Consider the following 23,671-nt stretch of genomic DNA (forward strand, 5'->3'; position numbering starts at 1 on the left):
AGCGGGCATCGTGGCATCCTGCCGGCCGCCGCGATGCCGCTACGGTGCCGTTAATGGTGCCGTTATGGTGCCGCCGCGGCCGGCCGCCACGGGCTAAAGCCCGCGGCTAGAAGGGCCATAAGCCCTGTCTCGCGCCGAGGCGCGACGCGAACAGGGCTTCACCTGCTCGTGTGCGACGGACCACAAGCCGGTACGCCACATACCGCTACGACCGAAAGGTGCCGTACGTTCCCCGAACCCCTGACCGCCTCGGCGAGCGGGACCCAGGTTGGTTCCTCCGGACGACTTGCCTCTCCGCGTGGACTCTCGGAACGCGAGCCGTTGAAGCCCTGTTCGGCGAGCGTAGCGAGCCGAGACAGGGCTTGTGGCCTTTCCAGCCGCGGGCTTCAGCCCGCGTGCTACCCGCGCCCCACCCCGCGCCCGCGCCGCCCTGCCCGCCGCCCGGCCGCACCCGCCGCTCGGCCACAGCCAGCGCCCCGCCGCGAATACGTCTAGCGCTCGTTCAAATCGTATTCCACGCCGTGGACATCGATTTGAGTGCCGAAAGCGGGGTACGTTGCGTTGCCATTGTTAACAATGGTCTGCTGGGCGATCGCGGTGGCGGCTTGCTGGTAAAACGCCTCCTGGTGCTTGTTGTACCACTTGCTGTCGGCATTGTGCGGGTTTGGATTGAACTGGTACGCAACATTTCCTGTGGCGCCTTGTTCGGCGCTCATCATTATGCCACGGTTTTTACCGAACGACAGTTCGGCATACTTGTACGTGACGCCCGCTACAAGCACGGTCCCCTGCACTCCAGCCATGTTGATCTCCTTTCGAGTCTTACTCAACCGACGTACGAGATGACAGCCCTGGCGATTCAGGGTGCAACCCTGGACGACGAGCCCGCCCAGGACAACTCCGGGACGCCGATTCGCCTTGCGCGGTGGAAGCGTCCTGCAGAAGCGGCCAGATTTTAGGCGGTAAGGGCAGGTGAGTCAAGAAGTTTTCAACGGGCTTCACCCGGTGCGTCCGCCCGCGCCCTCCCGCCCCTACACTCCCCGCGGCCGCACCCGCCGCTCGGCCACGGCCAGCGCGGCATCCACCAGCAGCGCCAGCAGGGCGGCGGGGATGGCGCCGGAAAGGATCATCCGTGTGTCGCTGAGCGCCAGCCCCGCCACGATGGGGTCGCCCAGCCCGCCCGCGCCGATGAACGCCGCCAGCGTGGCCGTGCCCACGGCAATGACGGCGGACGTGCGAACGCCGGCCATGATGGCGGGCGCCGCCAGCGGCAGCCGCACGTGCCGCAGCACCTGCACGTCGCTCATCCCCAGCGCCCGCGCGGCCTGCACCGCCTCGGGGCTGGCGTCGCGCACGCCGGTGTAGGTGTTCCGGACGATGGGGTACAGCGAGTACAGAAAGAGAGCCGCGAGCGCCGGCGGCATCCCGATCCCCAGCAGCGGGATCATGAAGGCCAGCAGGGCGATTCCGGGGATGGTCTGCAGCACGCCCACCGCGCGCACCGTTCCCTCCGCCGCGCCGGCGCGGGCGCGGCCCAGCAGCACTCCCAGCGGCACCGCCACGGCCGCCGCCGCCAGCAGCGACAGCGCCACCAGCAGCAGGTGCCGCCCCGCCAGCCGCGCCAGCGCCGTCCGCTGCTGCCACAGGTAGCCCGCCAGCGACCCGCTGCGCCCCGCCGGCCCCGCGTCACCCCGGTCCAGCGCGTCGTCCCGGTCCAGCGCGCCCGCCAGCCCCAGCGCGCGCAGGGCGTCCGCCGCAACGCGCGCCACCGGCTCGCCGTCCACCTCCACGCGACGGTTCAGCGCGCGCATGGTCCGCACGTCCAGCCGCCCGCTCAGCACCGTCAGGGCGGCGACGGCGTCGGGGCGGTCGCGCTGCAGGCGCGCGCTCACCAGGGCGGCGGCCTCGTACGGCGGAAAGAAGCCGCGGTCGTCCTCCAGCACCACCAGCCCGTAGCGGTTGATGAGCCCGTCCGTGGAGTAGCCGTCGATCACGTCCACCGCCCCTTCCGCCAGCGCGCGGTACTTTACCGCCTGCACCAGCGGGCGCACCGAGGCCGGCCGCAGCCCGTACGCGGCGCGCAGCCCCTCCAGCCCGTCCTCGCGGCCGATGAAGTCCGGCGTGAACCCCGCCCGGAGCCCCGGCGCCGCGCGCGCCAGGTCTGTCAGCGTCCGCAACCGATGGCGGTCCGCCGTCTCCTTGCGTACCGCGATGGCGTACGTGTTCTCGAAGCCCAGCGGCGGCAGCCAGCGCACCCCCCAGCGCCGGCCGAACTCGAGCGACACGCGGCCGAACACCGCGGCGGGATCGGACCGCGGCGGCTCGCCCAGGATGGCCAGCAGCCCGGTGCCCGTGTACTCGGGATACACGTCGATCGCCCCCGTCCGCAGCGCGCCGAACGCGATCTCCGTGGCGCCCAGGCCGGGGCGCCGCTCCACCGCGATCCCCCGCGCCTCCAGCACCTGCGCGAACATCTCCGCGAGGAGGTACGATTCCGCGAACGGCTTCGACGCCACCACCACGGGCCGCTCACCCCCCGCCTGCGCCTCCAAGGAGCGGGTGGGGATGATGATCAGCAGCGCCGCGAGGGCAAGGATGCGGCGCATCATCCCGCCCCCAATCGCGACCGCGCGACGAGGCCGGCCACGTACTCCGTCTCCGGCGCGCGCACCAGCGTTTGGGGAGATGCGACCTGCTCGATGCGGCCGCGGCGCAGCACGGCGATGCGGTCCGCCAGCAGCGCGGCCTCGTGCAGGTCGTGCGTGACGAGGATGGCGGTGATCCCCAGCTCGCGCCGCAGCCTGCCGAACGCGTCCTGCAGGTCCGCGCGGGTGATGGCGTCCAGCGCGCCGAAGGGCTCGTCCAGCAGCACGATCCCCGGCCGCGCCGCCAGCGCCCGGGCGATGGCCACGCGCTGCCGCTGCCCGCCCGAAAGCTCCCGCGGCCACCGCCCGCCGAACTCCGCCGCGCTCAACCCCACCCACTCCAGCGCCGCCGCGCCCTTCGCCTGCGCGTCCGCGTCGCCGCGCAGCCAGGGGACCAGGCTGGCGTTGCGCAGCACCGTCCAGTGCGGCAGCAGCCCGCCGTCCTGCTGCACGTACCCAATCCGCCGCCGCAATTCCACCGCGTCCGCCGCCGCCGCGTCGGCGCCTTCCACCGTCACGCGCCCCGCGTCGGGCTCCGTCATGCGGTTGAAGCAGCGCAGCAGCGTGGTCTTTCCCGACCCGCTCTCCCCCACCAGCGCCACGCACTCCCCCGCCGCCGCCCGGATCGACACCCCTTCCAGCGCCACCACGCCGCCGTAGCGCTTCACCACACCGTCGGCGGCGAGCACGGGATCGGCCACTGGGTCAGGTTGCATCCGTCGATGTGCAGGAGGAGAAAACGACGAGCAAGACTGTCATTCCGAGAGAGCGCACCACGTGAACCCCTCCGCAACCCAGGACCCTGCGCGCGAACCGAGGAATCTACCGTCGGAATTCTCGTGGATGGAATCGATGCTCCACCCGTGCGGCGCCGAGCTGCGACGGGCATCCGTCTGCGCCCGCCGGCGCCCCCTCCGGGCTCGCATTACTCGCCCACCTCCCCCAAAACTGCTGGGGGAGGTTGGACATCGATTCCGGCGACGCCCGCCTCACCCCGCCGAACCTCTGGACCGGGACAATCCGTGAAGGCGGATTTCGTGTAGTCGTTGCAGCGAATTCATTCGCCCTTGCAAGCCCTTGCAGGCCTTCACCCCCACCACGGCCCGAGATTTGACAAACCTTCTCCATCGTCCCCACGATATCGTAACACGGTTCGCGAATCGTAGCGGCGTGAGACGGTTTTCCATAGCTTACATCACGCCCTTCCGCGCGCGCCACCTTTTCCCGGATCCCGAAAGCGCACCATGGCCCTGCCCCACAACGGTCTCCTCACGCCCGGCGAAGTCGCGGCGCTGCTGGCCGATGCCCGCGAACGCACGCTGCTGCTCATCTCCCCCGTCCCCGAGGACGAGCTGATGAACCAGCACAACCGGCTGATGAGCCCCGTGGTGTGGGACATGGGCCACATCGCGCACTTCGAGGAGCTGTGGCTGGTGCGCAACCTGGAGGGGCCGGTGCAGTTCGGCGAGATGCCGGGGATGTTCAACCCGTTCGAGAACCCCCGCTCCGTGCGCGGCGAGCTGGCCCTGCCGCGCCTGTCCGACACGCTGCACCACATGGCCGGCGCGCGGCGGATGGTGCTGGACCGGGTGATGGACGGCGACACCGGCGCCGCCCATCCCCAGCTGCTGCAGGGGGGCTACGTCTACCGCATGGTGGCACAGCACGAGTACCAGCACAACGAGACCATCCTGCAGGCGCTGCAGCTGAAGGACGAGGACGGCGCCCGCTACCGCGCGCCGCGCGCCATCGTCCCCCCCGCCGGCCGTCCCCTGGCGGGCGATGCGGAGGGGATGGTGCGCTTTCCCGGCGGCACGGTGCTCATCGGCACGGACGACCGCACGGCCGCGTACGACAACGAGCGTCCCCAGCACGCGGTGGAGCTGGCGCCGTTCCGCATTGGCGCGGCGCCGGTGACCAGCTTCGAGTACGCGCAGTTCATCGCCGACGGCGGTTACGATACGGAGTCGCTGTGGTCCACCGCGGGGTGGAAGCACCGGCAGGAGGCCGGCCTGGTGGCGCCGCAGTTCTGGGAGATGCGCGACGGCGAGTGGTGGACGCGGTCGATGGATGCCGAGACGCCGGTGGATCCCGGCCGCCCCGTGTGCCACGTCTGCTGGTACGAGGCCGAGGCCTTCTGCAGCTGGGCCGGCGCGCGCCTGCCCACCGAGCAGGAGTGGGAGGCCGCCGCGTCGTGGGATCCCGCGACGGGCACCAAGCGCGCGTATCCGTGGGGGGACGATGCGCCCACGCCGCTGGACGCGAACCTGGACCAGCTGGCCTTCACCACCGCGCAGGTGGGGGCATACCCGCGCAACGTGTCGCCCATCGGCGCGTACGGGATGATCGGCGACGTGTGGGAGTGGACCGCCTCCGACTTCACCCGCTGGCCGGGGTACCAGACGTATCCGTATCCCGAGTACAGCGAGCTGTTCTTTGGCCCCGACTACAAGGTGCTCAAGGGCGGATCGTGGGCCACGCGGCCGGGCGCCATCCGCAACACCTTCCGCAACTGGGACTACCCCATCCGCCGCCAGATCTTCAGCGGCTTCCGGATCGCCCGCGATGACTGACCTGGCACAGGGCGCGCCCGCCGCCGCCGTGGATCCCGCCGTCCTGCGCGACGTGGCGGAGGGGCTGTCGCGCCCGCAGAAGGAGCTGTCGCCGCGCTTCTTTTACGACGAGCGCGGCTCGCGGCTGTTCGAAGAGATCACGCAGCTCCCGGAATACTACCTTACGCGCACCGAGCGGGCGCTGCTGCAGCGGTGGATGCCGGAGTGGGTGGGCGGGCTGGCGCCGCGCGCGCTGGTGGAGCTGGGCGCGGGAAGCGCCGAAAAGACGCGCATCGTGCTCGACGCCATCGCCGCCGTGTCGCGCTCCGCCGTCTACGTGCCGGTGGACGTGAGCGCCGAGTTCCTGGACGAGACGGCGGAGCGCATCCGCGCGGCGTATCCCACCATCGACGTCATCCCCGTCGTCGCCGACATGACGGCGCCCTTCGCGCTGCCGGAGAGGCTGCCCGGGCCCACGCTGCACGCCTTCCTGGGCAGCACCATCGGCAACTTTGCGCCGGAGCCGGCGGTGGCGCTCCTTCGCCGCGTGCGGGAGCGGATGGGCGAGACCGATCGGTTCCTGATGGGCGTGGACCTGCGCAAGGACCCGGCGCGCCTGGAGGCGGCGTACGACGACGCGGCGGGGGTCACGGCGGAGTTCAACCGCAACATGCTGCGCGTGCTGAACGCCATCGCCGGCGCGGACTTCGACGTGGACGCGTGGACGCACCGCGCCTTCTACAACCGCCAGGCGCACTGGATCGAGATGCACCTGGTCTCGTCCCGCGACCAGTCGGTCTCCATCCCCGGCGCGGGGGTCTTCCACTTCGCCGCGGGAGAGAGCATCCGTACCGAGATCAGCGCCAAGCACGACCGCGCCAGCGTCGAGGCGATGTTCGCCGCCGCCGGCCTGGGCACGGAGCGGTGGATGACGGACGACGACGGGCTGTACGCCATCACCCTGGCCGCGCCGCGCTGACGCCGATGCTGTCGCGCACTCCTTGACAAGCCGGAACCGGGACAACACATGGCGAGACCGCGCGTATTTGTGAGTTCGACGTATTACGACCTGCGGTACGTCCGTTCATCGCTGGAGTTGTTCATTGGCTCCCTAGGGTTTGATGCGGTTCTTTCCGAGACCGGAGGAGTGGCTTACGCACCTGACCGTGCCCTGGACGAATCCTGCTACCGCGAAGTGCAGAACTGCGATCTGTACGTCCTTATCGTAGGTGGTAGATACGGCTCGGAAATCAGCAGCAGCCGCACCGAAACAACGCGAGAGTTTTTCGACCACTATGAGAGCGTAACCCGCACGGAGTACAGGGCTGCGCTGGAGAAGGACATCCCCGTATACATCCTCATCGAGCGCGCGGTTTACGCAGAATACCACACGTTTCAGCGAAATCGGGACAACGGCAACATAAAATATGCTCATGTTGATTCGATAAACGTATTTCACTTTCTGGATGAACTGCTGAACCAGCCACGAAACAATCCGGTTCAGTCCTTTGACAGATACGCTGAAATCGAGGCTTGGCTGCGGGAGCAATGGGCTGGTCTGTTTCAGGAGTTGCTGTACCGGATGTCGGGGCAGCAACAGCTCCGGTCTCTGGCCGCGCAGGTAAGCGAACTGTCCGAGGTCAACAAGACGTTGCGACGTTACCTCGAAGAGATGCTCGTCCGCATTACGCCGGAGCAACAGGGGGTCGCGATCGTCGAGGACGAGACAAAGCGGTTGGAAGAAGCACAGCTCGAAGCAAGATTACAAGCGACTCCATTCTTTGAGTTCACGACAAGAAACGGTGTCCCGGCCGATTCTCTGCGGGAAGTCGTCGCGGAAGCGACATCTGTCGAAGATGTCATGCACCGCCTGAATGAACTTATGGCGGGCATTCAGCTGACCAGGATCCCTGAAGGAAGCATCGGGCACCAGAACATCAATGAGGCGCGGGAGGTTCTTGGTTTGAAAGCGCTCCCGTATCGGTGATGTCGCGGCAATGAGACTTGGCATGCACACGCGCGTGGGACAACATGGGCGCTGACTCCCGGGCGCTCGACCGCGCCGGCCTGCTGCAGGACCTGCGGACGCACGCGTTCGCGGTGGGGCGCGCGCCCGGGCCGCCGCGCATCGGCGCGGAGGTGGAGCTGATCCCCGTCTCCGTCGACACGGGCGCGCAGGTGCCGGTCGTCTCCATCGACGGCCCGTCGACGCTGCCGCTGCTGCGGCGGTTCGGGGCGCGGCATGGGTGGACGGAGCAGCCGTCGGCGTACGGGGTGCCGCAGTTCGGGCTTCCGAACGGCGGCGTCATCAGCTACGAGCCGGGCGGGCAGATCGAGTTGAGCGCGGCGGCGTTTCCCTCCGCGTCCGCCCTGCTGCACAGCCTGCGCGGGACGGTGCCGCCGCTGATGGACGCGGCGCGCGGCGAGGGGATCGAGCTGCTGTCGGTGGGGGTGGAGCCGCGCAACGGGATCGAGGACGTGGACCTGCAGCTTCCCGGCGCGCGGTACGTGCGGCTGACGCGGTTCCTGGAATCCATCGGCACCGGCGGCACGCGGATGATGCGGCAGACGGCGTCCATGCAGGTGAGCGTGAACCTTGGCGCGGAGCCGCTGCTCGCGTGGCGCGTGCTGAACGCCATGGCGCCGTACGCCACCGCCATCTTTGCCAACTCCCCCGTCTACCGCGGCGAGCCCACGGGGCACCGCAGCTGGCGCGCGCACATCTGGCGCGAGCTGGACGGCGGCCGCACCGGCTGCTTTGCCTGTGACAATCCCGTCGCCGAGTACCTGGACTTCGCCCTCGCCGCGCCCGCCATCCTGCTGGGGGAGGAGGGCGACGCCCGGCCATTCGCGGAGTGGAACGCGCGCGGCTGCGTGGGCCCCGACGAGTGGCGCGCGCACCTGACGACGCTGTTCCCCGAGGTGCGCCCCAAGGGCTTCGCCGAGGTGCGGGCGCTGGACGCGGTGGCGCCGGAGTGGTACGCGGCGCCGCTGGTGCTGCTGGCCGGCATCGTCCAGCATCCGCCCACCCTGCGCGCCGCGGCGGAGCTGCTGGGCGCGCCGGACCCCGCGCTGCTGCACGCGGCTGGTCGAGACGGCCTCTCCGACCCGCGCATGGCCTCCGTGGCGCGCGACCTGGCGGACCTCGCGACGGCTGGCGCCGCCGCGCTCCCCGGCTTCTTCGACGCAGACGCGCTGGACGAGGCCGACGCCTTCTTTGCGCGCTACACCCGCCGCTCCCGCTCCCCCGCGGACGACGTGCTGGACGCGCTGGCCGCCGCACCGGCTGCATCGCTCGTCCAGATCGAAGCGGCGGATTAGACCGATCCGTGGCGTCGGCCAGCAGAAGAGAACCGACACCCATCGCGGATCTGAACGGGCAACGCACCATACCGCCCGCGGGAGCGAATGAATTCGCCGCTGGAAAATCGCAAAGTCCGCCTTCGCGGACTCGGCGGCCCGGCTATCTACGGAGCCCGAAGCACCTGCGCGTCCGCAACCCGGCGATCACCGGATCAGATCCGCAATAATCCGCCGCGGAAATAGCAAAGTCCGCCTGCGCGAACCCGGCGGCGGCCATCCCCGGCGGCAATGCGTCCGCACCCTGGAGACGGAAAGTGGCGCACGCCGGTCCTCGTCCGTATCCTTTTTGCCGCCCCGCCGGAACCGGTCCCGTCCCTACCTGATCCCTCCCATGCGCCGACTACACCTGCTGGAAATCGAGGACCAGCCGTGGTGCCCGGCCGTCCTGCGCGACGCGGCGACGGATTTTCTGCAGTTCATGATCGTAAAGACGGACACGTACGCGCCCGCGCTGCCGCTGCTGCAGGGCGCGCTGGAGCGCGTGGGCACGCGGCAGGTGGTGGACCTTTGCTCGGGCGGCGGGGGGCCGTGGCCGGGGCTGCTGCCGCAACTCGATTCCGCGGACGCGCCCGTGCAGGTGCGGCTCACCGACCGCTATCCCAACCGCGAGGCGTTCGAGCGCGCGAACGAGCGCACCGGCGGCCGGCTGGCCTTTCACGCCGAGCCGGTGGATGCCACCGCGCTCCCCGAGGGCCTGACGGGATTTCGCACGCTCTTTACCGCGTTCCATCACTTTCCGCCAGCCGCGGCGCGCGCCATCCTGGCCGACGCGGTGCGCGGCGGGCAGGGCATCGGGGTGTTCGAGGCGACGCAGCGGTCCGTGCCGTCGATCATCGCCACCGCGTTTTCGCCGCTGATCGTGCTGCTGGTTACGCCTTTCATCCACCCCTTTCGCTGGTCGCGCCTTTTCTGGACGTACGTCATCCCCCTCGTCCCGCTTCTGGTGCTGTTCGACGGGCTGGTGTCGTGCCTGCGCACCTACTCGCCGCGGGAGCTGCGCGAGATGGCGGATTCGCTCGGCGCGCCGGGATACACGTGGGAGATCGGCGAGGCAAAGGGCCGCGCACCGGTGCCGGTGACGTACCTGCTGGGCACCCCGCCGCGGCAGGGGGATCCATCCGCCGCCGCGTGAGGACGGATCCGTGGCACCGGTCAGCAGAAGAGAACCGGCGTCCGACGCGGATCTGATCGGACAACGCGCCTTCGCCCACGGGAGCGAATGAATTCGCCGCTGGAAGGTCGCAAAGTCCGCCTGCGCGGACTCGGCGGCCCGGCGGTGTGCGGCGTCCCACGCACCTGCGCGTCCGCGGCTGATCGCCTGGTCATCCGTATCGCGGCTGACTTTTATCCCCCGATCTCGTCCGCTGTCCCTCTGTTCCTCTCCGGCCTTCCCGTCGTCTCCTCTCCGGCCTTCCGTCGTCGCATACACGCGCATCGACGAGCGCCACCGGCCGAGCGGATAAAATGTCACTGGGTGGCGACCATCATGCGATGCAGGGATGCGCCGCATCCGCCGGGCTGTCGGGGTCATCAGCCCGGTTGACGCCGGTGCCGGGCCTCTCGCCGGGGGCGCAGCCGTGCGGACTTGCACGAAGTGTCGTAAACCGCTATCTCCTCAGGCGTCCCCGGTCCGAGTGCCCGGGGCTCCATCCCAATCAGGAGACACCATGAAGAAGCTCAGCCTCAACGTGGAAGAACTCGCCGTGGAGCAGTTTGCGACCGAGGACGCCAGGAAGGGCACTGCGGAGGCGTTCGAGTCTTCGAAGTGGTGGTCGGGGTGCAACATCGGCACCTGCTACTGCTAGGCCCGCAGCGCGGCACCAGGGCCCGCCGTGCCGCCGCTCCCCCACCACCGGGGGGCGGCGGCATTCTTTTCTGCCGCGCTCGCGTGCAACACCGCCCGGCCCGCCGGTGTACGTGCTGGCGCCCCCCGGATGCCGCTCGTCACGCGCGGCTCGCCGCCCGGCCCGGGGCGCGGTATCGTGCACCACGCGCACCTTTGCGCGGAGCGCCCTCCCTTCCCGCTCAGCACCTCTCCGGACGCATGCAGGTTGGCGGCTCACGTACTTGCGGAACGTCCGGCGGCGTGGTTATCGTCGCAAACTCTTTCGGTCATCCGAAGCAGTGGCCGCCTTGTCCGATGGTGCGCCGTTCCAGCGTTGCGGCTGCTGGCGCGGAGCGTCCCGGGCTCCGCGGCGGGGACGGCCCCCCATCCGCCAACAAGCTTTCTCTTGCCGCCGGTTCGTGTACCCGCGGCGTACACCGAGACCCCCTGCGCGCCGTATGATGGAGCCCTGGATGGACGATGCCGCCGGCCCCGGCGCCGACGCCCTGTTCTCGCGGTTCGTGTGCCGCGTCTCCGGCGCGCCGGCCGACACCGTGGACGACCTGCGCGCCACGCGCGCCCTGGCCGTGCTGGCCGAGCTGCGGCAGGCGGAAGCGCGCGTGCACGCCGCGCGCGAAGACGTGTCGGCGCTGCTGTTCGCCGCCATCGGCGCGGCGCAGGAAAAGCCCGCCCGCAACCGCCTGATCACCCTGAAGCGCGAGCTGTACAACCTGCGCGTCCCCTCCGCCGAAAAGATGGAGGCGGGGCTGGCCGGCCTGGACGCGTCCGCCGCCGAAGCGGTGCGCGCCTACGCGGCCGACGTGCAGCGGGTGCACGCGCTGGAAGGCGAGCTGCGCCAGGCGTACGACGGCGAGACGGCGGAGCTGCGCGGGCGCTTTCGCGAGCTGCTGACGGACGCGGACTTCCGCAAGGGGCTGATGGTGAGCAGCCGCTCGCTTTACGGCAACCTGGAGCGCTACAGCGCCGCCGCGGCCAGCGGCGACCTGCACGGGCGTGACGAAAAGACGGAGCGCGGGCTGCTGCGCTACTACACGCGCATGGCCATGAAGGCCACCCCGTTCGCCACCTTCTGCGCCATCATCCCCGGCACCTTCGTCGACACCCTGGACGGCGAGCCCGAGGGCGGCACCCGCTTTACCAGCGACCCGCGCGTCAAGCGCAGCTTCGTCCGCGCCAACAAGTTCCTGTACGGGCTGTTCTTCGACCACCTCAAGACGCGCCCGGCCGTGCGCCGCGCGCTGCAGGTGGAGCGCAACCCCACCCTGCGCGCCGAGGGCGGGCGCCTGGTGTTCCTCACCGCCATCGAGGGCCGCGAGGTCTTTCAGCGGATGGGCGACAACGAGGTGCTGCAGCTCATCGCCAGCCGCATGGAGGGGGGCGCCGCCCCGCTGCTGGGCGAGCTCATCCAGACCCTGTCGTCCGACCCCGAGATCGACGCCACCCCCGAAGAGGCCGAGGCGTACCTCGACAAGCTGATCGAGATCGGGTTCCTGCGCTTCCACACCGGCATCCGCGAGCAGGACGCCGACTGGGACCTTCCCTTCCGCGCCCTGCTGGACCGCATCGACGACGACCACGCGCGCGAGACCAGCGCCCTGTTGGCCACCCTGCGCGAGCGCATCGAGGCGTACACCGACGCGGGGGTGGACGAGCGCGAGCGCATCATCGAGCAGATCCACGCGCAGATCGAGGCCGCGCTGGAGTCCATGCAGATCGAGGGGCGGCTGCGGAAGGACATGCCGTTCTACGAGGACGCCACCAGCGCCGCGACCGCGCAGGTGGCCCTCACCCCCGGCGTCCGCGCCTCGGTGGGCACCTTCGAGCAGTGGGTGCGCGCCACGGCGCGGCTGGCCTGGCCGCGGGCCGAGCAGGCCAGCATGCGGCACTTCTATCAGGACTACTACGGGGCCGACCCGTCCGCCGCCGACGGGGTGCCGCTGCTGAAGTTCTACGAGGACTTCTACCGCGAGCACTTCAAGGCGCACGTCGAAAAGGAGGGGAAGCTGCGCGGCGGCGGCCAGCGCGACCCCAACGACACCTACGACGTGGCCAACCCGTTCGGCCTGCAGTCCATCAAGGACCTTACCGCCGCCCGCCTGCGGCTCACCGAGGTCTTCCGCAAGGCGTGGGACGCCGCGCGCGACGCCGAAACGGTCGACGTCGCCCCCGCCGACGTGGAAGAGGCGCTGCAGGGGGTGGAGACGCTCTCCGGCGTCCCCCGCTCCATGGGCGCGTTCGCCCTGCTGGCGCCGGCGGAGCAGGAGGGCGGCGACCCCGCCTTCATCCTGCACGGGGCCAGCTACACGGCGGGGTACGGCAAGTACTTCTCGCGCTTCCTGTACATGCTCCCCGACGACGTGCAGGAGGACGTGCGCCGCGCCAACGCCGCGCTCACCGGCGAGCTGCTGGCCGAGATCTGCGGCGACGCGCAGTTCAACGCCAACCTGCACCCGCCCCTGCTGCGCTGGGAGATCAGCTACCCCACCGGCGAAAGCGGCGCCAGCGGCGACCAGCTGCGCAGCTCCGAGATCGTCGTCAGGCCCGACGCGGAAGACCCGCAGACGCTGGCGCTGGTGCACGCGCCCACCGGCAGCCGGGTGATCCCGGTGGACCTGGGCTTCCTGAACCCGCGGATGCGGCCGCCGCTGTACCAGCTGCTGTCGCGCTTTACCCCGCCGGTGATGTACGCGCCGCCCATCCCCGAGACGCCCGAGGTCCCCAAGGCGCCGCCGGAGCGGCCCGCGGCCCCCGCGGACGGCGCCGCGGAGGCCGGTGCCGCCGATGCGGTCCAGGCCGATGCGGCGCAGGCCGCGGAGCCCGTCCAGGCCGCGGAGCCGGCGCCGCCATCGGACACGGTACAGGACGGCGACCCGCCGGCGGACGCGGACACGGTCTTCCGCTCCCCCGCTCCAGGCGCGGGTGAGGCGGAGGCCGGCGTGGAGGGTCAGAAGCCCGCCGCCGAGGCGCCCGCGCCGCCCGCCCCCGTGGTGCAGTACCGTCCGCGCATCACCTACGGCGGCAGCGTGGTGCTGGCGCGGCGCCGGTGGATCGTCCCCTCCGCGCTGTTCCCGCAGCGTCGCGCGGACGAGAGCGCCGCCGACTTCTTCCTGCGCGCCAACCGCTGGCGCCACGAGAACGGCATCCCCGAGACGTCGTACCTGCGGGTGATCCCCCTCCCCGAGCCGCGCCCGGCCAGGGCGGGTGAGCCGCCCGCCGCCGCGCCCGTGGAGGCCCCGGCCGAGATCCCCGGCTACGAGGAGGCCCCCGTGGCCGAGGCGGAGGCCGAGGTGGAAGCGGCGGCGGACGAGCCCGAGGCGGAGGCCGAAGCCGCCGCGGCGGCCGCGGACGGCGCCCCGGCCGACGAGCCCGCGGCCGACGGCGCCCCGCGCCTGGGGCTGGAAGACAAGAAGAAGCGCACGCAGCCGTCCAAGGACTTCTTCAAGCCCCAGTTCATCGACTTCGGCAACCCGCTGCTGGTGGGGCTGCTGGGCAAGGTGGCCGCCGGGCTCAAGAGCTACCAGGGCGTGTTCGAGGAGCGCTACCCCGACCGCGCCCAGCTCCCCCGCTACGGCGACACCGCGTTCGCCACCGAGCTGGTGGTGCAGGTGTACTTCCCCGGCGGCACGGCGTCGGCCCAGGCCGAGCCGGGCGAGATGGCGGGCGCGCTTCCGGAGGCCGGGGCGTGAGCATGGACGGCGCCTCCGGACGCGAGTGGCTGAGCGTCTACCTGTTCTTCGACGGGTGGATCTACGCCCCCGACTGCGACCGCATCGTGATGGACGTGGCCGAGACGTTCGTTCGCCGCTGCCAGGCGGAGGGGTGGATCGACCAGCACTTCTTCATCCGCTACAGCGAGTTCGGCCCGCACGTGCGCCTGCGCTTCTACGGCGACCCCCGGACGCTGGGCGGCGAAGTGTGGCCGGCGCTGGTGGAGCACGTGCGCGCCCACAGCCCGGCGGCCGAGATCGACGCCCGCCCCGCCGAGCCCGGCGTCGTCCGCCGCCCCGAGGGGCGGGCGGTGCAGGTGACGCACGTGGCGCGCGTGGAGTACGAGCCCGAGACGGAGCGCTACGGCGGCCCCGACGCCCTGCTGGTGTCGGAGCGCGCCTTCGAGATCTCCAGCGACGCCGCGTACGCCCTCATCGGCAAGATGGGGACGGAGCGGTCGTCGCGGCTGGGGAAGGGGCTGCTGGGAATGGTGGTGCTGGTGCACCTGTTCGCGCGCGACCGCGAGCAGGCCGCGCAGTTCATGCAGATGTACTCCACCAACTACCTTCGCGCCATGGCCCGCGAGGAGGGAAGCCGCGAAGCCCTGCTGGACGCCTTCGACCAGGGGTTCAGCACCCAGGCCGAGACGCTGATGGAGTACGTGGACGCCATCTGGGAGGCCATGGACGACGGCGACTCGCTGAGCGACACCCTGGACGCGTACGTGGCGGGAATGCGGGGCATCCGCGAGGAGGTGCGCGCCCTCTTCGACCAGGGACGCGTGCTCAGCATGGGCGAGCCGGCGCAGGAGTGGGAGCGCGCCTGGCAGCCCCTGGTGCCCAGCTACCTGCACATGATGAACAACCGGCTGGGGATCACCATCCAGGAAGAAAGCTACCTGGGATACCTGGTCACCCGCGCCCTGGGCCGCCCCGCCGAGGCCCTGCGCGCCGTGCCCGGCGCCCCGGCCGCGCCCCCCGAGGCACCGCCCGAAGCCTGAGCACCCGATCCGCCGACCCGGCCGCCCGCGGCCCGGTTCCCCCGATCCACCGAAGGCAGCGACCCGTGAACGAGACCCAGACCGCCGGCACGCAGGCCGGCCCCGAGACCTTTCTGGACGCCGCCCACCGCCTGGGCCGGCGCATCGCGGCCGACGCCCGGTGGACGGGCGACGCCTGCACCTGGGAGATCATGTCTCCCGACCGCTCCGAGCCCGGGCTGCGGCGCGCCGTGGCCGCCACGGCCACGGGCGCCATCTACGAGGGCACGGCGGGGATCGGCCTGTTCCTGGCCGAGCTCGCCGCCGTTACCGGCGACGAGGAGGTGGCGCGCGCCGCGCTGGGCGCCATTCGCCACGCCGTGGCCGACGGCCACGAGCAGCACGACTCCAGCTTCGGCTACCACAGCGGCCGCGTGGGCATCGCCTACGCCGCGGCGCGCGCGGGCGAGCTGCTGAACCACCCCGAATTCTTCGCCGAGGCCGAGGCCATCCTGCGCCCGCTGGAGGGCAAGGAAACGCGCGACCACGGCATGGACGTGATCGCGGGCGGCGGCGGCGGCATTCCCGCGCTGCTGCAGCTGGCGCGGCACGTGGACGCCGACCTTGCCATGGGGATCGCGCGGCGGCTGGGCGACCACCTCATCGCCAGCGCCGCGCGCGAGGCCGAGGGCTTTTCCTGGGCCACCATGCGCGGCAGCGCCATCCGCAACCTGAACGGCTACGCCCACGGCGCGGCGGGAATGGGGCACGGGCTGCTGGAGCTGTACGCCGCCACCGGCGCCGGCGAGTACCGCTACGCCGCCGAGCAGGCCTTCCTCTACGAGCGCGGCTTCTACAGCGAGGAAGACGGCAACTGGCCGGACCTGCGCCACACCGAGCTGGGCGAGTACCAGTTCGAGGGGCGCATCGACGCGCTACGCGACCGGCTGCGCGCCGGCAACACCCTTCCCACCCCGCCCCTGCACTACATGTCGGCCTGGTGCCACGGCGCGCCGGGGATCGGCCTGTCGCGGCTGCGGGCGTACCAGCTGCTGGGCGACCCGCTGTACCTGGACGAGTCGCGCGCCTCGTTCGCCTCGGTGGAGCGCTCCATCAGCGACGAGGTGGGGATGAACTTCTCGCTGTGCCACGGCCGCGGCGGCAACGCCGAGACGCTGCTGGAAGGCGCCCGCATCCTGGGCGACGACGGGCTTCTGGAGCCCGTCCGCGCCATCGCCGTCACGGGGATCGAGCGGTACGAGAACGGCGGCGAGCCGTGGCCCTGCGGCACCATGGGAAGCGTAAAGGACCCCGGGCTGCTGCTGGGCGAGGCGGGGATCGGCATGTTCCTGCTGCGCCTGGCGCGCCCCGACGTACCCTCGCCCATCATGCTCGTCGCGCCCGACGACGCGGCGGCGGAGGGCGGCCGGGCCGGCGCCGAGGGCTTCGCCTCGCTGCAGCGCCGCACGGTCGAGGAGCACTTTGGCCGCACCCTGCGCCTGTTCGCCGCGCTGGGCGAGGACGTGGACGCGCTGGTGCCGTACGCGCCCATGGGCCCCGCGCCGCGCGTGTCCGACGTGCGGGCCGCGTACGAGGCCCTTTCGGCCCACGTGGCCGGCGTACAGGACGCCGAGCGCAGGGCGCGGCTCGAGGACGCCTTCGCGCTGGACCGCATCCGCTACGAGCTGGCCCGCTCGGTGACGGACTACACCCAGGAGTACCTGGACTCGCTGGCCCGGCTGCCGCAGGAGGAGCTCGACTGGCACGACGGGCGCGCGGGCCTTTCGTCCCGGGCGCGGCTGGCGGTGACCCGCTGGGACTGGGACGCCTGGCTGGACCTGGGCGACGAGGCGTCGGTCCCGCCCGAGGAGGACGCGTACTACCTGATGCAGTTCAACAACGGGCGCGTCACCCTGCGCCGGCTCAGCCCGTTCGCCGCGCTCATCCTGCAGACCGTGCAGGAGCCCGCCACCCTGCAGGAGCTGATCGCCACCGTCGAGGAGGCCGTCAGCAGCCCGCAGGGCGCGCCCGAGCGCGGCTGGCTGGAAGACCGCGTGACGGAGCAGCTGGCGCAGGCGTACCGCGCCGGCTTCGTGGACTTCGAGCGCGGCCTGGTGGGCGCCGGCGCCTGACCCGTCCCGGGGCGGCGGCCGGGACGGTTCCGGCTCCCGCCCCGCGCCGTTCGGGTCACGGACGGACGGGTCGGTCGGATTCGTCCCGTCAGCCCGTCAGGCGCAACGGGACCTGTCAGGCGGAATGGGGTCCAGTCAGGTGCAACGAGGTCTGTCAGGCGTAGCGGGTCTGTCAGGTGCACCGGAGGCGTGTCAGGCGCAGCGGGGGCCTGTCAGGCGTAGCGGGGATCTGTCATTCCGAGGCCCGGCCACGCCGCCGCCGGACGGTCGCGCCGCGGGGTGCGGGGCCGAGGAATCTGCTCTCGGCCCGCGCGAGGCCGGACGCGGCAGCCCGCACGATACGTGCGGCGGCGAAACCGCCGGACAGGGCCGGTCCGGGGCGTCGCGGCAGGCGAAGAGGAAACGGAAAGCGGATGCCCCGGTCGCGCACGGGGCGCGGGGGTCAGGGAGGTACCGTGCGTGCGCTCCCTCGGTGACAGTCCCGGGTGCGTCGAGAGAGGTCCCCGTCCGGGCGTGACCCCGCGATCCGGCGGGAGAACGGCAGGGCGGGCGCCACGGATGCGCCTCCGGGGTGTGCACGAGGCCGGCTCCGTAGTTATCTTTACAGGTTGGCGGAAAAGGCGTTCGGCGGTGGGCACGGGCCCTCCGCGCGGACGCGCATCCCGCTTTTTGAAGGGGACGGCGGGCGGATGTCCGCAGGTCCGGTTTTCCAGGCAGTCCCGAACGCTCCATGCCACCACCACCTCCGGCGGAGATCCCGCCGCTTCGCGAAGCCTTTCAGCAGTTCATGCGGCTGCTGCGGGTCATTCGCCCCTACTGGGGCCCCCTGGCCAAGGGAATGGTCCTGGGGCTGGTGCTGGGGCTGTTCGGCATGGCTTCGCCGTACCTTTCCAAGCTGCTCATCGACGAGGTGTACCCCACCCGCAACGTGACGCTGATGCACGTGCTGGTGGGCGGCATCTTTGCCTTCGCGGTGGCGTCCACCGTCATGGGCGCCATCCGGGGATACTTCACCACCTACACCACCTCGCACCTCAGCAACGCCACCAGCCTCCTGTTCTTCAACCACCTGCAGCACCTGCGCTCGCGCTTTTTCGACGAGCACCGGGTGGGCGAGATCATGAGCCGGTTCGGCGACGTGCGCAGCTCGCTGCAAAGCGTCAGCAAGGTGTTCGAGACGCTGTTCGTCAACGGCGCCTACCTGTTCCTGGTCCCGCCCTTCCTGTTCCTGCTGCAGTGGAAGCTGGCCATCGTGTCGCTCATCACCATCCCGCTTACGGTGGTGCTGACCACGCTGTCCGCGCGCATCATGCGCAAGTACTGGAAGCGCAGCGCCGAGGCGTACGCGGACCTGGGCGCGTTCCAGGTAGAGGTGCTCAGCCACATCCGGTCGCTCAAGACGCTGTCGCGCGAGCACTACATCTACGACCGCGCCAGCACCCAGATGAAGACCGCCCTGAACGAGCAGCTCAAGGCGGGCGGGTACAGCCAGGTGTTCAACGGGCTCAACGGCATCATCCGCTCGGCGGGCACGGCGCTGTACACCTGGTACGCGTGGCGGCTGCTGCTGGCCGGCGAGATGACGCTGGGCGACTACATCGCCTTCAGCGCGTACATCGGCTACCTGTACAACCCGCTGGCGCAGGTCACCGGGCTGTTCAGCGACTTCCAGCAGTCGGCGGTGAACCTGGGGCGCATGTTCGAGTACCTGGACGAGCGCACCGAGCAGGACCCCGCGCAGGCGTACCTGCCCACGCCGCCCATCAAGACGGTGCTGGAGGGCGACATCCGCCTGCGCGACGTGTCGTTTGGCTACTCGGCCGAAAAGCTGGTCATCAAGGGCGTCAACCTGCACTTCCCCCGCGGGATGATCACCGCGGTGGTGGGGCACAGCGGCGTTGGCAAGAGCTCGCTGCTGCGCCTGGTGACGCGCATGGAGGACCCGGTGGAGGGGCACGTGTTCTTCGACGGCATTCCCGCCGAGTCCATCGCCCTTCCCGACCTGCGCCGCCAGGTCTCGGTGGTGTGGCAGGAGTTCGCCCTCATGCAGGGCAACATCTGGGACAACCTTACGATGGGCGCCGACAACCCCACCCGCGCCGAGGTGGACGACGCGGTGCGGCTGTGCCGGCTGGAGGAACTGATCAAGGAGCTTCCCGAGGGGTACGAGACCCCGGTGGGCGAGTGGGGATCCACCCTGTCCGGCGGGCAGCGGCAGCGGCTGGCCCTGGCGCGCGCGCTCATCCGCAACGCGCCCATCCTGCTGCTGGACGAGGCCACCTCCAACATCGACATGTCCACCGAGTCCGAGATCCTGCGCGACCTGTTCGCGCGGCTGCGGGGCAAGACGGTGGTGTACGTCACGCACCGCGTCTCCACGGCGTCGCTGGCGGACCAGATCATCATGATGGAGACGGGAAGCGTGACCGCCACCGGCACGCACGCCGAGCTGCTGCGCGACTCGCAGGCGTACCGCGAGCTGCTGGGCGGCGGAGAGGGCGCGCTGGATGACGGACGGCGGCTGCGCGCGGTGGGGCCGGCGGCGGGGTGAGGGTGAAGAGGTGAAGGGGTGAAGGGGTGAACGGGTGAACGGGTGAACGGGTGAACGGGTGAACGGGTGAACGGGGTGGTCCGGCGGATGTGGGTGGGTGTGGCGGGCAAGGTGGGCACGGGCGAATGAATTCGCTGCAACAACCACACGAAGTCCGCCTTCGCGGGCTGGCGGCTCTTCGGTGTGGGCCAAGTGCCTGCCACGTGGCTGCCTGAGGGGAAGCGGCCCACGCCTCAGACTGCCCGAAGCGGGATCGAATTCTCCCCTCTCCGTGAGGAACGAGCCGGGAGGGGCCGGGGGAGGGGGGGCGCCGGCCGGCGCAGTCCGGCCCGTCCGAAGCGGGATCGAATTCTCCCCTCTCCGTGAGGAACGAACGGGGAGGGGCCGGGGGAGGGGCCCCACGCGGTTTGTGGGGGAGAGGCCGGGAGAGGGGGGGCCGGCCGGCGGCGCCTGATCCCCCGATGCACGACACATCCGAACTACAGGCTTTTTCTCCTCCCGCGCGCATTCGCGGTGAGGGTTGGGATCGGAGGGCACCATGAGCGAGGCCAGAGCAACCGCATCGAACAACGTCATCCCGCTGCGGCTTCCCGAGCTGGGAGACGAGGGGCAGCCGGGCGGCCGCTTCGTCAAGCGCGCCGTGTCGGTGACGCTGGGCGTCATCGCGCTCCTCTTTCTGGTGACGGCGGTGGTGTCGATGGTGGTGTCGATGGACGTGACGGTCAAGTCGGCGGGCGTGCTGGAGCCGGTGAACGTGTGGCCCATCCGCGCGCAGGCCGCCGGCCCCATCCGCGAAGTGCTGGTGCAGAGCGGCGACACGGTAAAGCCCGGCGACGTGGTCATCCGCCTGGACGCGCTGGCGCTCGAGACGCAGCTGGCGCAGCTGGAGGCGCAGTACCGCGCGGCGCAGCTGGACCGCGACCGCTCGCTGGCCGGCACCCCCGTGGAGCGCCGCCAGCAGGCCCAGCGCCTGGCCAACGCCGAGGCCCGCCTTACCCGCTCGCGCGCCCTGCTGGTGCAGCGGATGGTGGAGTACGGCTTTGGCAGCAACCCCGACTCGCTGCTCCGCGTGTACCGCCCCGGGCAGCACGTGATGCTGGACCAGGCCGTGGGCGAGGTGCGCGGCGCCGAGGCCGACATCCGCCTGAACGCCGCCGAAACCGACATGCTGTCGCTGCGCAGCTACGACGAGCGCCGCGCCGACACCGAGATGGACCGCCTGCAGGCGCAGATCCGCGAAAGCCGCGAGCGCATCAGCCGCACCAGCATCGTGGCGCCCAGCGGCGGCGTGGTGCTCACCGAGCAGCTGGAGCGGCTTCCCGGCGCCTTCGTGCGCGAGGGCGAGACGCTGATGGAGGTGGGCGAGGTGGGCGAGTGGCGGGTGACCATGCTGGTCCCCGAGCGCGACGTGCACAAGATCAACGTCGGCGACCGCGTGCGGCTGGAGGTGCAGGCCTTTGGACAGCGCGAGCGCCGGCAGCTGGAGGGCCGCGTGTCGCACGTGGCCGCGGAGCCGGCGGGCGCCTCGCCGGCGGGCTCGGGCGACGCGGCGCAGGCCGGCGGGGTGGCCAAGGCCGCCAGCTCCGGCCCCGGGCTGTACCGCGTGGTGGCGTCGCTCGACCGCGGGCAGGTGCAGCGCGAAGAGCTGGACCGCTTTCGCCGCGGCTACAGCGTGCAGGCCAACGTGGTTACCCGGTCCGGCCGCATCGCCGAGCTGGCGTGGGGGTACCTCAGGGAGAAGCTGAACCGCAAGTGACCGACGTTCTGGAGACACAGGAAGCCGCGCCGCCCGCGTGGGTGCGCGAGGAGCTGGGCGGCGCCACGGGGCGCGGCATCCGCGTGGCGGTGGTGGACAGCGGCTGGGACCGGAGCATCGGCGACGACCGGGTGCTGCCGGGCGTGGGCTTCGTAGACCCGGACGACGACTTTGCGCTGGCCCGCAACGACGACGACCAGGACGTGCTGGGCCACGGCACCGCCTGCGCCGACGTCATCCTGAGCGTGGCCCCCGACGCCCGCATCGTCCCGGTAAAGGTCTTCGGCAAGGTGCTGGAGACCAGCCCGGGCACGCTGCGGGCGGCGCTGCTGTGGGCCATCGAAGAGGGCGTGCAGGTGATCAACGTAAGCCTGGGCACCCGGCTCGAGGGCACGCTGCACCCGCTCTACCACGCCTGCGAGATGGCACGCCAGGCCGGGATCATCATCGTGGCCGCGGGGCACAACGCCAACGACTGGAGCTACCCGGCCATCTTCGAGAACGTGATCGGCGTCTCGGCCGCGAAGTTCGATTCGCCGTACCACTTTCGCTACCGCCCGGAGCACGCCATGGAGTGCGAGGCGTGGGGGGTGGAGCGGCCGGTGCTCTGGATCGGCGGCGAGCGGGTGGTGCGGCACGGCACCAGCTTCGCGGCGCCCAGCGTGGCCGGCATCGTCGCCATGATCCTGGAGCGCCACCCCGGGGCCACGCTGGAGCAGGTGCGCGAGATGCTCTCCCGCTTCGCCCTCTCCGTGGACCTTACCCCCGACTCCGGGACGGCGGACGAGCCCTCGTCGCCCCGGCAGCGGGCGCGGCGCACGGCGGCCGGGGCGCGGCCCCAGGCAGCCGCCGCAAAGAAGACCGCCTCCGCGTCGAAGTCCCGGAAGGCCGCCGCACCCGCACAGCCGAAGGCAGAAAAGGCCGTGGCCGCGAAGCCCAAGGCGGAGAAGACCGCGGGCGCAAAGGCAAAGCAGCCGGCATCCGCCGCGCCCGGGGCGGACAGGGCGGCGCCCGCACGACGCGCGGCGGAGAAGGCCGCGGCCACGACGCGGACGCGCGGGAAGGCTGCCGCGGAACGCACCCGTCCGGCACCGGCCGCGGAGACGGAGAAGACGTCCGCGGCCGCGGGTGCAAAAGCCAGGAAGCCTGCGTCCGCGCCCCCGAAGGTCGACAAGGCGGCGCCGGCCAAGCGCGCGGCGGAGAAGGCCGCGGCCACGGCGCGGACGCGGGGCAAGGCTGCCGCGGAGCGCACCCGGACGGGAACCACATCGAAGAACGATTGAGGCTCCGGCTTCGGACGTCGAGCTGCGACCGGGAAAAGCGAAGGGTTACAGAGGGGCAGAGAAACGCCAGAGGAGCAGAGGAGATCGATCGTCCTCTGTTCCTCTGGTGTTTCTCTGTCCCTCTGTACCCCCCCGATGCTGTTCTTTCGGATGGTTGGACGCTGTTGGGGCGGTTTGAATCTTCGGGCGTGGATCTTCGTACATGCGACCGCGGGACGGCCGATCCGCTCCCGCTGAACCTATAAACCGCATCACGAGACCACGACGATGAACCTGATCCGCACCGGGCGCCTGGCGTCCTTCGCCGCCGCCGCCCTCGTCCTTGCCGCCTGCGAGTCGCAGCCCACCACCCCCACCGCCGCGGCGCCGCTGCTGAACGAGACCGACCGGCTGGTGGTGAACGTGGAGGACGTGCAGGAAAGCACCCTTCGCTACCTGTTCAGCACCAAGGGCGCCGAGGGGATGGACGCGTACTGCGTCAGCACCGGCTACCCGGAAAGCGACGACGACGCCGCGGCCACCCTGCTGGCCCGCTTCGCCGACCAGAAGCCGGCGGTGGTCGCGCTCTCGGGCTGCACCATCAGCGTCAGCGGCGACACCTACAACGCCACCGGCGGCCCCGCCGAGTGGTTCAAGGTGGGCTCGCCCCAGGTCCAGGGCCGCAAGGCGTCCATCCCCGCGGCCTTCCACATCAACGGGCGCCTGGCGGAGTCGTTCCTCTGCGAGCTGCGCTACCACCGCGGCGCCTGGACGGTGGCCGGCTGCGAGCTGACCGCCGCCGCCTGATCCATCGACCGGCCGGACCGTACCGACCGCCGCCCCGCGACCCGGGGCGGCGGTTTTCGCGTCTGCGCGC

At 71.1% G+C, this 23,671-nt stretch carries 16 protein-coding genes; 13 read left to right on the top strand and 3 right to left on the bottom strand.

Annotated elements, in window-relative coordinates:
- Positions 1 to 491 precede the first annotated feature (491 nt).
- The 3 genes from VGC13_RS15275 to VGC13_RS15285 form a co-directional block, all read right to left on the bottom strand.
- Positions 492 to 803, bottom strand: a complete 312-nt coding sequence (locus tag VGC13_RS15275; protein ID WP_331126129.1) for a hypothetical protein — start codon at positions 801 to 803, stop codon at positions 492 to 494.
- A gap of 228 nt (positions 804 to 1,031) precedes the next feature.
- Positions 1,032 to 2,609: a glycine betaine ABC transporter substrate-binding protein gene (locus VGC13_RS15280; protein WP_331126130.1), complete on the bottom strand. Its 1,578-nt coding sequence runs from the start codon at positions 2,607 to 2,609 to the stop codon at positions 1,032 to 1,034.
- Positions 2,606 to 3,361: an ATP-binding cassette domain-containing protein gene (locus VGC13_RS15285; RefSeq protein WP_331126131.1), complete on the bottom strand. Its 756-nt coding sequence runs from the start codon at positions 3,359 to 3,361 to the stop codon at positions 2,606 to 2,608. Before VGC13_RS15285 ends, VGC13_RS15280 begins: the two co-directional genes overlap by 4 nt.
- 528 nt (positions 3,362 to 3,889) lie before the next feature.
- Between VGC13_RS15285 and egtB the strand changes: the two genes are divergently transcribed.
- From egtB to VGC13_RS15350, 13 genes are all read left to right on the top strand, one after another.
- Positions 3,890 to 5,218: an ergothioneine biosynthesis protein EgtB gene (gene egtB / locus VGC13_RS15290; protein WP_331126132.1), complete on the top strand. Its 1,329-nt coding sequence runs from the start codon at positions 3,890 to 3,892 to the stop codon at positions 5,216 to 5,218.
- The gene (gene egtD / locus VGC13_RS15295; protein ID WP_331126133.1) at positions 5,211 to 6,176 is read left to right on the top strand and encodes an L-histidine N(alpha)-methyltransferase; all 966 of its coding nucleotides are present in this window, start codon (positions 5,211 to 5,213) and stop codon (positions 6,174 to 6,176) included. The genes egtB and egtD overlap by 8 nt, the downstream gene beginning before the upstream one ends.
- A 48-nt stretch (positions 6,177 to 6,224) precedes the next feature.
- Positions 6,225 to 7,184 carry a DUF4062 domain-containing protein gene (locus tag VGC13_RS15300; RefSeq protein WP_331126134.1) on the top strand — a complete coding sequence of 320 codons (960 nt, stop codon included), beginning with the start codon at positions 6,225 to 6,227 and terminating at the stop codon, positions 7,182 to 7,184.
- Between the two features lie 44 nt (positions 7,185 to 7,228).
- On the top strand, positions 7,229 to 8,518 hold the full coding sequence (locus VGC13_RS15305) for a glutamate-cysteine ligase family protein (protein WP_331126135.1): 1,290 nt from the start codon (positions 7,229 to 7,231) through the stop codon (positions 8,516 to 8,518).
- A gap of 373 nt (positions 8,519 to 8,891) precedes the next feature.
- A complete protein-coding gene (locus tag VGC13_RS15310) occupies positions 8,892 to 9,692 on the top strand; it encodes a hypothetical protein (protein ID WP_331126136.1) in 801 nt (266 codons plus the stop codon).
- A 535-nt stretch (positions 9,693 to 10,227) separates the two neighbouring features.
- A complete protein-coding gene (locus VGC13_RS15315) occupies positions 10,228 to 10,365 on the top strand; it encodes a hypothetical protein (protein ID WP_331126137.1) in 138 nt (45 codons plus the stop codon).
- 493 nt (positions 10,366 to 10,858) lie between these two features.
- Entirely contained in the window at positions 10,859 to 14,092 is a 3,234-nt protein-coding gene (locus VGC13_RS15320) for a lantibiotic dehydratase (protein WP_331126138.1), read from the top strand.
- Between the two features lie 2 nt (positions 14,093 to 14,094).
- Positions 14,095 to 15,114, top strand: coding sequence for a thiopeptide-type bacteriocin biosynthesis protein (locus VGC13_RS15325; protein WP_331126217.1), 1,020 nt, complete (start codon positions 14,095 to 14,097; stop codon positions 15,112 to 15,114).
- Between the two features lie 65 nt (positions 15,115 to 15,179).
- Positions 15,180 to 17,225: a lanthionine synthetase LanC family protein gene (locus tag VGC13_RS15330; protein WP_331126139.1), complete on the top strand. Its 2,046-nt coding sequence runs from the start codon at positions 15,180 to 15,182 to the stop codon at positions 17,223 to 17,225.
- Positions 17,226 to 17,955: 730 nt separating this feature from the next.
- Complete coding sequence (locus tag VGC13_RS15335; protein ID WP_331126140.1) at positions 17,956 to 19,776, top strand: peptidase domain-containing ABC transporter; 1,821 nt, start codon at positions 17,956 to 17,958, stop codon at positions 19,774 to 19,776.
- 538 nt (positions 19,777 to 20,314) lie between these two features.
- Positions 20,315 to 21,532 (top strand): HlyD family secretion protein, encoded by a 1,218-nt coding sequence (locus tag VGC13_RS15340; protein WP_331126141.1) that lies wholly within the window; start codon positions 20,315 to 20,317, stop codon positions 21,530 to 21,532.
- Entirely contained in the window at positions 21,529 to 22,815 is a 1,287-nt protein-coding gene (locus VGC13_RS15345) for a S8 family peptidase (protein ID WP_331126142.1), read from the top strand. Before VGC13_RS15340 ends, VGC13_RS15345 begins: the two co-directional genes overlap by 4 nt.
- Positions 22,816 to 23,082: 267 nt before the next feature.
- On the top strand, positions 23,083 to 23,601 hold the full coding sequence (locus VGC13_RS15350; RefSeq protein ID WP_331126143.1) for a hypothetical protein: 519 nt from the start codon (positions 23,083 to 23,085) through the stop codon (positions 23,599 to 23,601).
- Positions 23,602 to 23,671 lie beyond the last annotated feature (70 nt).

This window comes from Longimicrobium sp. (assembly GCF_036399255.1).
Classification (GTDB): domain Bacteria; phylum Gemmatimonadota; class Gemmatimonadetes; order Longimicrobiales; family Longimicrobiaceae; genus Longimicrobium.